Annotated in this window: 11 protein-coding genes; all 11 read left to right on the forward strand. The window is 37.4% G+C overall.

Annotated features, from left to right (window positions below):
• The first annotated feature begins 1 nt into the window (after position 1).
• The 11 genes from EW028_RS09075 (at position 2) to EW028_RS09125 (ending at position 12326) form a co-directional block, all read left to right on the forward strand.
• Positions 2 to 841, forward strand: coding sequence for a PP2C family protein-serine/threonine phosphatase (locus tag EW028_RS09075; protein ID WP_131520633.1), 840 nt, complete (start codon positions 2 to 4; stop codon positions 839 to 841).
• Between the two features lie 28 nt (positions 842 to 869).
• Positions 870 to 2516, forward strand: coding sequence for a serine/threonine protein phosphatase (locus EW028_RS09080; protein WP_227744911.1), 1647 nt, complete (start codon positions 870 to 872; stop codon positions 2514 to 2516).
• A gap of 1 nt (position 2517) precedes the next feature.
• Positions 2518 to 3795 (forward strand): normocyte-binding protein, encoded by a 1278-nt coding sequence (locus tag EW028_RS09085; RefSeq protein WP_306461351.1) that lies wholly within the window; start codon positions 2518 to 2520, stop codon positions 3793 to 3795.
• Positions 3786 to 4481: an iron-dependent peroxidase gene (locus tag EW028_RS09090; RefSeq protein ID WP_081977432.1), complete on the forward strand. Its 696-nt coding sequence runs from the start codon at positions 3786 to 3788 to the stop codon at positions 4479 to 4481. Before EW028_RS09085 ends, EW028_RS09090 begins: the two co-directional genes overlap by 10 nt.
• Positions 4482 to 4504: 23 nt before the next feature.
• Positions 4505 to 7153, forward strand: coding sequence for an acetate and sugar kinases/Hsc70/actin family protein (locus EW028_RS09095; protein WP_131520634.1), 2649 nt, complete (start codon positions 4505 to 4507; stop codon positions 7151 to 7153).
• Between the two features lie 42 nt (positions 7154 to 7195).
• A complete protein-coding gene (locus EW028_RS09100) occupies positions 7196 to 7969 on the forward strand; it encodes a hypothetical protein (RefSeq protein WP_036075048.1) in 774 nt (257 codons plus the stop codon).
• A gap of 74 nt (positions 7970 to 8043) precedes the next feature.
• A complete protein-coding gene (locus EW028_RS09105; protein ID WP_131520635.1) occupies positions 8044 to 8685 on the forward strand; it encodes a hypothetical protein in 642 nt (213 codons plus the stop codon).
• The gene (locus EW028_RS09110; protein ID WP_131520636.1) at positions 8685 to 10196 is read left to right on the forward strand and encodes a phage baseplate assembly protein V; all 1512 of its coding nucleotides are present in this window, start codon (positions 8685 to 8687) and stop codon (positions 10194 to 10196) included. The genes EW028_RS09105 and EW028_RS09110 overlap by 1 nt, the downstream gene beginning before the upstream one ends.
• A gap of 15 nt (positions 10197 to 10211) precedes the next feature.
• Positions 10212 to 11309 (forward strand): pentapeptide repeat-containing protein, encoded by a 1098-nt coding sequence (locus EW028_RS09115; protein ID WP_131520637.1) that lies wholly within the window; start codon positions 10212 to 10214, stop codon positions 11307 to 11309.
• A gap of 50 nt (positions 11310 to 11359) precedes the next feature.
• Positions 11360 to 11857: a hypothetical protein gene (locus tag EW028_RS09120; RefSeq protein ID WP_131520638.1), complete on the forward strand. Its 498-nt coding sequence runs from the start codon at positions 11360 to 11362 to the stop codon at positions 11855 to 11857.
• Between the two features lie 70 nt (positions 11858 to 11927).
• Positions 11928 to 12326 carry a DUF4280 domain-containing protein gene (locus EW028_RS09125; RefSeq protein WP_036075055.1) on the forward strand — a complete coding sequence of 133 codons (399 nt, stop codon included), beginning with the start codon at positions 11928 to 11930 and terminating at the stop codon, positions 12324 to 12326.
• The last annotated feature ends 8 nt before the right edge of the window (positions 12327 to 12334 follow it).

Consider the following 12334-nt stretch of genomic DNA (forward strand, 5'->3'; position numbering starts at 1 on the left):
TATGGACCAAAATTTAGTGCCTTACATAATTGCCTTAATTTTCATCATTATACTCATCGTTTTGCTAATTATCAGATTTATTCTAGCTCAAAAAATGGATAAAGGGAAAATTTATATTGGGAATGGTCAAACGATTGGAAGACGTGATGAACAGGATGATTATTTCTCCACAACCGAAACAACGCATGGCACAATTGCAGTGCTTGCAGATGGTATAAGTGGTTTAGCCAATGGTCGTATGGCCAGTACTATCGCTGTAACGACATTTATAGAAGAATTTAAAAAGCTTACTACCTTAAAAAATCTACCTAACTATTTTAAGGAAGCAGCCATAGCAAGTAATCATATGATTTTAGAAAATTTAAATGGCTCGAACGGAGGAACTACCCTAGTCACGGCCATTATCGACAAGGAAGGTTTACTCCATTGGGGGGCTGTAGGAGATAGTGTTATCAAAATTTTTAGAAATGGCGAATTTATAGCGGTTAACCAAAAGCATATTTTTGAATCAGTATTAACAGAGCGATATATTTCTGGTGAAATAACTCAGCTTGAGGTGCAAGAAAATCCTCTGAAAAAGAGACTTATCAATTATTTAGGGTATGAAGGCTTTAAAAATTTAGATATAGGGAAGAGCCCTATTCAGCTAAATAGGGGCGATAAGGTCTGTCTATTTAGCGATGGAGTCTATGATACGTTAACAGAGGTTGAAATGGAAAAAATTCTCTCACAGCCAACTCCTCCCTATGATATTGCTCAAGACATTATTAAAGCTGTTGAACAAAAACGCTTAAAAAATCAAGATAATGCAACCATCGTTATTCTAGAAAAAACATGGTAAACATTTTACATGTTAAGGAGGAGTAATCATGAGAAAAGAAAACAGCGACTTTAAAACTAGTTTTCTATCTGAAGCTGGTTCATTTTTGCAGAACAAAGATTACTTTGCCTATACAGAGCTCGACGATGTAGCCTGCTGGGTAGCTGTAAAAGGGTTAGATTCTGATCAGGAAATAAGTAGCGCAGAACTTGCTGTGAAGGCAATTTTGGAAAAGTTTATGGAAAAACCATCTATGTCCAGGAGAAGTATTAAAAAATATCTAAAAAATGCGCAAGCTATACTTCAGGCTCAAAGCTTAAGGGTGAGATTAAAGGCAAGTATTGTTATCGTCATATCAGATTACTCAAAAATGATTGTTGCAGTCGCGGGAAATTCGAGGCTATATCATTTTCGAAATGGTACTTTATCGTATAAAACTACTGATCAAAGCTTAGCGCAGGAGATCGTAAACAGCAGAAATCGTTCACTGGATATAAGCCAGCACGAGGAAAGAAGCAACCTACTAAATTATCTTGGTAAACCTGAAGATTTTAAGCCCTTTGTGTCTAAGAAAATGAAGTTATTGGATGGAGATGTGTTAGTGCTTTGTACGGCGGGCTTTTGGGAGGATGTTAATGAGATTGAAATGGCCGACGCACTGGAGGACACGAAAGACCCTGAGCAATACACGGATTTATTGGAAGAGGTGCTTCTAAGTAGGCAAAGGAAGGTTGTAAATAATTATACAATTGCCACTATATTTGCTAATAAGGTTTATCAGGAAACAAATAAGAAAAAAATGAAGTACATTAAAATGATTGCTGCCGCATTAATCGTAGCGTTAGTCGTTGGGGGCAGTACTATTTTTTATCAAGCGAAGCAAGCCAAAAAAATGGCAGAATTAACCGTTGAAATGAAGGACCATGAAAAGAGCGGAAATCTTTATTTTCAAGATGGAAATTATGAAAAAGCGCTTCTGGAATATAGTGAGGGCAGAAATGCAGCCAAAAAATTGAAGGATCCAATACATAGAAATTTACTGGCTAAAAAGTTAAGAATTACTGATCTCATCTTAAATGGAGATAAATCAGCTGAAGCAGGAAAATTTACAGATGCTCTTGAGCAATATGAAAAGGCTAAAAAAGAAGGAAAGCTCATTAAGAACTTTGGAAAGGAAGCTACTGAGCAAAGAATAGCGAATATGGATACGATTGTTCAAATTGCTGAAGCTGTGAAGGATGGAGATTTTCGATTTGAAGCAGAAGATTACAATGGGGCACTTGAAACATATGAAAAGGCAAGGAAAAAGGCCCTCACCATCTCCTATACTGGCGAGCCTCAAATAAAGACAAAAATAGAAGAGACAGAGGCTAAAATTGCTGAATTGAAAAAGGCCCAGAAGGAATTGAAGGCAGAAGGTTTAGAAAAAAGTGGAGATCAGAGCTATGCACGTCAAGAGTACGGAAAAGCGATTGAATATTATACACTTGCACAGGAAATTTATCAGGAGACAGAGCTACTGTCAAAGGTTTTAGGTCTTGAGCGAAAGGTTATGAACGCCAATGATAAATTAAATCCACCTCCTCAGGCACCGGCTACTGATATAGACCCATCTTACGAAGCGGCAATACCATTTGAAGAAGGAGCAGCTGCTAATGAGTCATCTGATGCTGAAGTGATGAAAGAGGGAAAGTAAAGTGATAAAAGAGCTCATGTTTGAACGGTTACGCAAAATAGAGGATTTAGAGCAACGTCAACTGCTAAAAGATATTGTCAGTGGCGTTTTTGTAAATTTAATTGACTATCAGGATGAAATGAATAGAAAGCTTGAAGAGCGAGTATTTAACGAAATAGAAGATGTTGAGAATAGGTTTGACATTTATGTCACGCTTAGTTCAAAGGAGGATGTTGACCCGATTCATCAATGTTTATTTCCGATGCGACCAACTGATTTAGAAACGAAAGCAATCGATACAGCCAAATTACTTCAATCGTTAAAAAACAAAGAACAAGCCGTCCTGTGTACTTTATTTCTAGAGTGTGACTCGATACAAATTCAGCAGTTATTAGTTGAGAAACGACGCTTTAATGGAACTCTCATCACAACAGAAGGACAACTAGAGATAAAGGTAAGCCTTTCAAGAAATTCAGACTATTTGCAAGAAATCGATCAGCTATATCCGATATTCCAAATTAATGGATTGCCATGGAAAACCATTAATCACCCATACGCCTATAAATTTTTGGATGTACATTTAGTGGATTGTCCACCTTTCAATGAAGATACTGAAATCATTGAGATAATAGTTGATTTAGAGGAATACGAGCCAAAAAAGAGAGTGGACATGGTTCCACTATGGAATATTGAGCGACATGAGGTCAAGAATGTGGGCTTCCCCATTCCTGCTATCGATAAGGTCAATTATGAGCATGTCCTTTCAATCCGCAAAATTGGCAACGAGCATGGGTATCTTGTTGAAGCGGATGAGGAGAATGTTCGCTACGTTAAACGTTCAGATAATGAATTAACCATTGTTTCACCACAAGACAAATCAGGGGTTTGGCAGTTAATCAAAATTGCAAAAATGGAAGATGAAAAAATTGGAAAGCTTCATTATGAGCTTGTTTCCAATCGACGAATAGAGCATTTTATGCACAAATTTGCTAGTAAGTATACTGCAAATGTTAAAACGAAGGGGGAGATTACTAGGATGATTAACTCCTTCGAGGCAGCTGTTAGCGTTGAGCTAGTAGATGTGGAGATAGTGGACTCTTTTTCAAGAGCAGGTTTTACGCATTCAGTAAACCCTTTCTTAACAGAAATGATAGGAGAAAATAGTCATAAAAAAACGATGCTACTAAAGTTTAAGGCAAAAGAGAAAAAAGATTTTATAGCAAATGATATTTTGAGCTTTTTAGTATCCGAGGTACAGCGACATTTCTTTGAATATAAATGTGTAGGTGTGTGGCTATGAATTATATTTGGGATTTGCTCATTAAAGCCGAGGATGAAGGACTTTCTAAAAAGGATATAAATTTTCACCTTGCCGAGACATATTCGCCCTATATGGAGCTTAGTCCACAGTTTTTAAATACACAGTTGGTTGAGCAGCACGTCGAAGTAAATCCGTACTATCGCTACTTTGATATTTTTAACAATCTTTTTCACCCGGATAATACATCTGATAGAGCGTTTAGGGAATATTTTTTTGACATCGTACTGCATTTCTTAGCTGACATTGATCGTATGCAGGGGATGAATAAAAAAGAGTTTTTTATTCGCTTTATTTTAAAAGATATCGAAGCCAATGTATTTGGCAATGTAGTACGTCATAATATTTGTTCGTTTTCAAAAAAGGAACAAGAAATCGTGGTCCTGAACATGCTGAGACTGTACCAGACCGGGGATGAAATTTACTTATTAAAGGATACGCTAAAAAGGCTCTTTAAAGGTTGTTTCATCTATGTAAAATCAGAGGAGCAAGATGAGCTGCTTTTATATATACGTCAGAAGAAGACAGAGCAGAATGAGCAAAAGGTACAGCTCATACAGGAAATATTTTTGCCTATCAGCTTCCATATAGAGGTTTATTGGCAATATCACTTCGGCATAATCGATGCAGAGGAAACAATGAAGCTAGATCGAATAGCTCTTTACTAAACAGGGCAGAGGAGGGATTCGTAATGACGACTAAATATTCATATAAACTGTATGCGAATAAGCGTTATACAGAAAAAAAGTTTATGACCTATACACGAGTAGAATTAATGGAAATGACAACCTTCCAGCTGAGGAATATTTGTTATAAGGAAAAACTTGTGACAGGGCTTATTAATACATTAACCAGAGACGAGTTAATCGACAAAATTTTACGATATCGTGGCGCTGAAGAAAACCCTCTAATTAAAGAAAGTAAGGATGGGGGATTCGAAAGAGTAGAAGCGGCTGTGCAGCAGTATTTAAAAACACCACTGTCTGACAATGGTGAGATAAAAATTCCTGCCAAAATGAGCTTATATAGCGGTATGAAAATTGATAAGCCAGACCAGTATTTCGTAGAAACAGGAGGATTTCTAGTTGAATCCAATGTACTGCTAGTCAATGAGCAGCTAGATCTTTGCGGCATCCTTCATGTTATAAAAGACGATCAGCAGCCAAACAAGTACTATTTTGCGGCAGATGAGGCACTAGAAATTCGAAAGACTAACAATAAAAACTACAGCTTTATATTTTTACGAAAGCAAGATTCTGAGTATATCTATAAGACTTACTATCAGGAGACCCCACTTCCGCCTACAAACCTTCACTACTATAAGGTTCCAATACCAGATTTAGAGATTAAACAGCTGGAAACAACCGATGCGATTCTTGCCATTGATTTTGGAACTACCAATACAACGGCTGGTGTTTACTTAGAAAGTGATTATGTCTCTTCTCCTTGTAGCCATGACCTATTAAATGACAGAATTCAGCTAAATAGCATTAATTTTGTCCAGTTTCCAGATCCGCTTCACCAAAATGAATGGATCGAAGTAGTGCCGACAGTCATGACAGTGGCAGATTGCTCAAATCAAGATCAAGTGAGCTATTACTATGGCTATGAAGCGTTAAAAATGATGAAAAAAAATAGCTACACTTCATTGGCAACGAAATTCCAAGGCATTAAACGCTGGGTTAGTAATTATGCCAAATTGGAAGAGATAATGGATGCGAACGGAAATACAGCACTTGTTCCGCGAAGTCAGATATTAAGAGAGTTTATGCTTTATATTATTCAAATGGCAGAACATCAATTTAAATGTCGCTTCAAGCATTTACATATTTCCAGTCCTGTAAAGCTGAAAAATCAATTTTTAGATATGTTTCAGACAATTTTACCTGAATACAACATCGAAACAGAACATGCTCTCGATGAAGGGATGGCGGTTCTTTATAATACAATCGCCAATCAAATAGAGAATAATAGCTTCTTGGATGGGAAGGAACATAAGGCACTGGTCATTGATTGTGGTGGTGGAACAACCGATCTTTCCTCCTGTAAGTTTCGAATAGAGGATGGACATATTTCATACAAAATTGATATTCATACAACCTATGAAAATGGAGATACCAATTTTGGTGGCAACAATATTACCTATCGTATTTTCCAATTTATGAAGATTGTCTTTGCCAATTACTATAGTCGGGGAAAAAGTGCTTATGATATTGATGCACTCATTGATATTCCAGGCAAGGATATTTATCGATATGTAGACGATCATGGGGTTGACGAGGTATACAAACAATTTGAAAAAGCCTTTTCAGATGCTGAGTATATCATTCCAACTCGCTTTAAGGAATATGAAAATCGCACACGTGATGAATACTTACGTGTCAGAAATAATTATTATTTCTTATGGGAAATGGCAGAGGAAATGAAGAAGGAATTTTTCCGTAAAACAGGCATTTTAAGAAGCCGCTTTTATTCGGACAGTGATATGCAGCACGATAGCGATTTAAATGTGACAGCAGTAGATCGATGGTGCCTATCTCTGCTTGAAAACAATCAATTTAAGGAAGTTTATGATTATCCAAATGTCTTTTTCAACATAAAAGAAATTAATCATCTTATAAAGGCTGATATTTATGATATTGTGCGTGAGTTTTTAGAGGAATTTTATGAGAGTGGTCTTTTGGGCGAATACTCTATTATTAAATTAACTGGACAGTCCTGTAAGATTGATGCATTTCGTGAGGCCTTAAAAGAATTTGTACCCGGACGAAGCATTGAATTTAGGCAAAAAGCTGAAAATATTGGTAAAGTGCCAGAATTAAAGCTTGCTTGCCTTAGAGGAGCACTGCGTTATTTAAATGCGAAAAAGATAGGCATGATTGAAACAAAAGTGACAAATCATGCTCCTGTTGTACCTTATGCTGTAAGTGCCTTTACACATAATCGCCAGGAAAAATTACTTATTAGTAGCTTAGAAAGGCTAAACCAAATTCATGGTACTATTTCCCGTCCATGGGGTGTAACAGAGGTGGAGTTTTTCCTAACTGGCAGTGACAATCAGTCATCCTATAAATACACTTACTTTAATCGTCCTGAGAATTTTAAGCCTGTTCTTTATGAAAATATTGCGGCAAACTATTACGATAAAATTCCACAAGACGAGACGGATTCTATCATGAATGGCGAAGTGAAATTCTTTGTTTTTGCAGGCGAAGATCATTGGGGCTTTCATGTGGTGCCAGTAGCACGAAAAGACGAACAGCTGTTTATTGGAAAGAAGGAATTCTTCGCCTTTGAAGCTGATTTATCGGATCTAGATTTCTTTGACGGATTAAAGTAGAGCAAGCTCACGTGATAAAAAAGAAAAGAGGTGGGTGACAGCTTGTTTGCTAATCAATATCCACATTTTCATAAAGGTCGCATTTTAAAGCGAGAAATGCTGGAGAATTTGCGAGATTACCCAAGAGATTTTTTAGATTTATATTTTCAAGATTATTCAAACGGCATCATTGCTGGTGTCCATATTATTGTAGCGGATACACGTCTTATCATTACAAAAGGCATTATTAAGCATAAAGGAAGGCTCTATATGCTAGATAGTAGCTATGAGCTTCCTTATGAAGCTACAGGAAGTGAAACGATTTTAAAAGTGCGATTTGCTGAAGAAGCAAATGACTTAGACTTTAGCAATTACAGAACAGAGATTGTCTTAGACGATTCGTTAGAGCTTGCTCATAATGAACTAGAATTAGCGCGCTTTAAATTAAAATTAGGTGCCAAATTACGCTCACAGCATACCGATTTTTTCGACTTTGCGACAGAATATAATACTGTTAATTATCTTCATTGTCAGTATGCAGGGCTGGAAAAAAGCACCTACCATCCACTCATTTTGCAATACTTTTCGCGAGAGCTTTTAAAAAATCGACCCACTAATCCGTATGATATTGCCTTTGCCTTAGAGTGCTTAAATCAGGAGAGAGTGCAACGAGATGTAATTGATTTCTATATTTGCAACCGGCTAGAGTTGGACTATCAATCTTTATCTAATAGCCAAATTCATAAATATTTAAATCGCATTTTGTTGGAATCTAAGGGCAGTAGTCGGATGAAAGGGGTCGGTCAAGGGCGACCTAAGCGCATGATAGTTGATTAATAGTCTACTAGTGAATTAAGAGGTTGGCTAGTTAGAGGAAGATAAGAAATACGAATAACAAAGGAGGGGAAAAAATGAATTTCATGGATGAAGAAGTCATTGAGATGACGAAGCATGCAAGGCAGAAGAAACGACTGGAGAACATTGAAAACCAATTGTTACATACTGACATCGTTCAAGCCATTAAAGAAGGCCAGCTAACGATTGAAGATGAAATGATTGAATTTGCAGAGAGTAGTTTTTATGAGGACCAAATTCGGATGTTTATCCCTACAGCTTTTGAAGAGATGGAACCTGAATTAATGGATATTAAATATCCATCAAGCCGTAGACCCGATTATATCTACACAAGTGAAAGTACATCTATTAACATCACGATGAAAATGATGGAGCAACAGATTCAAGAAGAGGAATTAGAAGATTTCACACATACGATGATGAATATCCTTCGAAAATTACAGCCAGATGCTGATATGTTAGATATTGGCATAAAAGAAGTGGATGGTCGTCAAATCGGCTATTTTGATTTCATTACGAAGGCTCTAGATTCTAAAATTTACAATTTAATGTTTTTGTTTATGGTAGGCGATAATGTAGCAACAGGCTCGGTCAATTGCTTGAAATCAGAAATACCTATTTGGCAACCCATTGCATACGGCATGATGGAATCAATCTCAATCGAAAACAAATCATTAGATGGAGAAGGTGTTGTTTGATGGAGCGAGTAAATAAGGAAACAGCTTTAACGTATAAAGATATGGTTGTGATGCCCTATAATATCCGCGTTAGTGAAATCGAAATTACACAACAAATGAACGAGCATGCAACATTGCGTTTAACAGGCGTGATTCCAGATGAACTTGAAGATTCCTACGTCTATATGACAGATGCAGAAACAGCCATTGAAGTATTACAAATTGGTAGCAATGGACAATCCACACCTATATTTAATGGGCTTGCGTTAGATGTCCAAGTGAAAATGGTTATGGGTACGTATTATTTGGAGGTTAAAGCCGTTTCACATACGTATAAGTTAGATGTGAAGAAGAAAAATCAAACATATCAAAATGCAAGCATGCCCTATAGTGAATTAATCAATGTATGTATTGCCGATCAACCAGGCGCGGATTTTATGGACCATGTCACAAAGGGGGCTAGTCTTGGTAGCTTCACGATGCAATATTTAGAGACCGATTGGGAATTTCTTAAGCGAATGGCATCGAGATTTCATACAGGCTTGGTGCCAGATACCATTCATGGGGCGGCAAAGTTCTACTTCGGTGTACCGTTTCAACCGGGTAACACACCAAAAATGGATGCCCTTAATTACCGAGTTAAAAAAGCAATCGGCAACTTCCTAATCTCTAGTAAAAATCATCTCGACAGTATTACGGATAGTGACTACATGTACTATGAGGTGGAGTCGACTCAATCATTCAAAATAGGTAATGAAGTTACTTTCCAATCAATGAAATTGTATGTTTATAAAATTGTCTCAAAGCTAAAAAATGGTTTATTAAAGCATATCTATACGTTAACACCACAAAATGGCTTTAGTGTTCACACGACTTACAATCAAGCTATTATTGGTGCCTCTATTCAAGGAAAAGTAATTGATGTGGCTGGGGACAAAATTCGTATTCATGTCAATTTTGATGAGGGGCAAGAAAAGGACACGGCCTCTTGGTTTCCATATTCAACAATCTATGCATCGGAAGATAATACAGGATGGTATTTTATGCCTGAGCTATCTGACAACGTTAGAATTTATTTCCCAAGCAATCGTGAGGATGAAGGGATTGCCATTAGCTCCGTATCAAAAGCACCTCCCCAATCTGGAGCAATGTTAGCAGCAACGAATCCTACTAGTCAAGATGGTGGTGGGCAATCAGGTGCTACAGCGCCAGAAGATAGTCGCCAAGACCCGATGCGAATGGCTGACCCAGATGTGAAAACACTGAGAACGAAGCATGGGAAACAAATTCTACTAGCTCCTGATCGGATTGTCATTTCTGGTGGGGGATTAATGATTTCACTTATGGATGATAATGGTATTTCAATCATAAGTGATAAAAATATTAACTTAAAAGCAACAGATAAAGTCGTCATCAATGCGAAGCAAATTATGATTAATGCAAATGAGAAAATTGAGATGACGTGTAAAGATAATTCCATCAAGATGGAAGACAAAATGGAAATTAAGGGAACGGAAGTACGAGCAAATTAGTGAGGAAGTGGATGCATGAAACGAGAAGAAGCATTACAGCATTTTATGGATGAATGCGTGTCAGTTCATGTCAGCCGATTGCAAGAGAAAGTTGTTCGACGGTTTCGCCAAAACAAGGAACTTTTGCTACAGCCAATCATTCACTCCCTTGAACAGTTGTTTGCGAATATTAGAGAGCAGCAAAGGCAGGGAAGATTAGCATCTGTTGCTTTTATTCATTTTTCATTGCTAAGAACGTCTTTGCTAGAAAACAAGTTTACGTATTTGCTAGAAGCCTATGGAGAAGCTTGGTATTACGAATGGACAGAATGCACGGCACAGTATGAAGCGGATTGGCTGAGTGAGGCAATTACAGAGTTACAAACAATACTTGAAAAAGAAAGAAAACCCTATCTCAGCATTCAAGCAGCGGACGTTCGAGTCATTATTCAGCAGACAGTTATCCTATTTCATCACTTTATCATTCAATTGATACGCTATCTCTTTCGCTATCAAAAAGAATGCGTACCAAAAATCAATTTTCAACGAACAGCGTGCTTACGTTTTCGTGTCGGTGAATATAAAGGGTTCAGTGAAGATGTTGCAATCATCGACGAACGGGAACGTGAGGAGAAGAACCTTCTTTTATGGTTAGAGAACAAAGAGACCGACCAATCGTATACGTTTGAAAACTTCTCGAACCTTCCCTTACAGCAGAAAGATTTCAATCAGCTGGACTTCTCCTATGCGAATTTCAAAGAGAGTAATTTAGAAGGCTCCTCATGGAAACACAGTGTATGCATTGGTACTAGTTTTCAACAGTGTAGATTAGCCAATGCTGATTTTTCATATGCAGCCATTCAAGATGCTGATTTTCGACAGGCTAATTTAGCAGGCGCGAATTTTACTCATGCGCAGGGAAAAACGCTAAGGCTTTCCAATTATGAAGTTGCGAGCTATCTTGGCACAGATTTCAGTAATGCGAATTTAGAAAATGCAAGATTTGAGTTTGCGCAGATGGCAGGTGCCAATTTTACAGGTGCCAATCTAAAAGGTGCAACCTTCTTTAAACGCGATCAAGAAAAGTATCTATTCAGCCCAGAACAGATAAAAGACATTCATTGGATTCATTAACTTTGTACAAAAGTGATGAAGGGAAGCAATGGTGGTTACAGGAGGAAAAGATGGAGTATTTTATTCTTCAGCAAGATCAAAGTATTACTAATCCAATTATTCCTATGAAGACAGACCTCGATGATGATTTTGTCTGTTCGTCTGTTTTTGGAGAAGTGATAGAAAAAGAGAATGCACTCTATTTGGATTATTTAGAAAAGCCTCGGAGAATCGTGTCTGAACAATTAAAAAAGTTATTAGTAAAATACGAGGATAACTTAGCATTTACGGCCATTGTTTTTACGGATGTTATGAAAGGAACACAGCGCATCTATTGGCTTTTGAACATTGTGAAAAAGCATTGTATTTCACATGAAACGACGTATTATCCAGACGGACGCATAAAGGAGCTTGTGATTAACCCCAAAAGTGTGGAATTGGATTGTATTTTTCAGGTTGATGGCAAAAGGGAATCTTTTACCATCGTTAATTTGGATGTGGCAGAAAGTCTCTTAAGGCGATCATTTCTTGGAATTCAGCTACAGCGAGTAAAGCTAGAGAAACGATAAATTATGAAACACTGTAGCTACAGTGTAAACGCGAAAATGATCACAAATAATCTGAAGGGAAGGATAGCAAATGGCTCAAGTTGTAGAAAATTTGGAGACAGAGGGTTCGGGACAAGAGCAATTTAGTTATGTGGTACATGGAGCAATCATTTCCTGTGAGCATGGTAGCCATCTGAATTATTTAAATTTACCACAGGATCATGGCGTTTATATAAAAGGCAAAGCCGTTATGAATGTAGGCGATCGAAACCCTGAAAATATCCCAACCTTTGGTGTTTGCTTGAAATTAAAAAAGCCGTGTACGCCAGCATGTTCCATCGACTGGATGGAAGGGATGGAAAATGTCAATATCGAGGGGAAGCAAGCGCTATTAAACCGTTGTCATACGCAATGCTCTGCAGGCGGAGGCAAAATCGATATAGTTCATGATGGACAAGAGGATTTGGAAATACCAAAACAAGGTTTTTAAAAAATAAA

This window comes from Lysinibacillus sp. OL1, from assembly GCF_004332175.1.
Classification (GTDB): Bacteria; Bacillota; Bacilli; order Bacillales_A; family Planococcaceae; genus Lysinibacillus; species Lysinibacillus capsici.

Excerpts from the sequence above, each read along its gene's own strand:
- EW028_RS09125 (WP_036075055.1), top strand. The coding sequence starts at position 11,928 with ATGGCTCAAGTTGTAGAAAATTTGGAGACAGAGGGTTCGGGACAAGAG.
- EW028_RS09110 (WP_131520636.1), top strand. The coding sequence starts at position 8,685 with ATGGAGCGAGTAAATAAGGAAACAGCTTTAACGTATAAAGATATGGTT.
- EW028_RS09095 (WP_131520634.1), top strand. The coding sequence starts at position 4,505 with ATGACGACTAAATATTCATATAAACTGTATGCGAATAAGCGTTATACA.
- EW028_RS09075 (WP_131520633.1), top strand. The coding sequence starts at position 2 with ATGGACCAAAATTTAGTGCCTTACATAATTGCCTTAATTTTCATCATT.
- EW028_RS09115 (WP_131520637.1), top strand. The coding sequence starts at position 10,212 with ATGAAACGAGAAGAAGCATTACAGCATTTTATGGATGAATGCGTGTCA.
- EW028_RS09120 (WP_131520638.1), top strand. The coding sequence starts at position 11,360 with ATGGAGTATTTTATTCTTCAGCAAGATCAAAGTATTACTAATCCAATT.
- EW028_RS09080 (WP_227744911.1), top strand. The coding sequence starts at position 870 with ATGAGAAAAGAAAACAGCGACTTTAAAACTAGTTTTCTATCTGAAGCT.
- EW028_RS09105 (WP_131520635.1), top strand. The coding sequence starts at position 8,044 with ATGAATTTCATGGATGAAGAAGTCATTGAGATGACGAAGCATGCAAGG.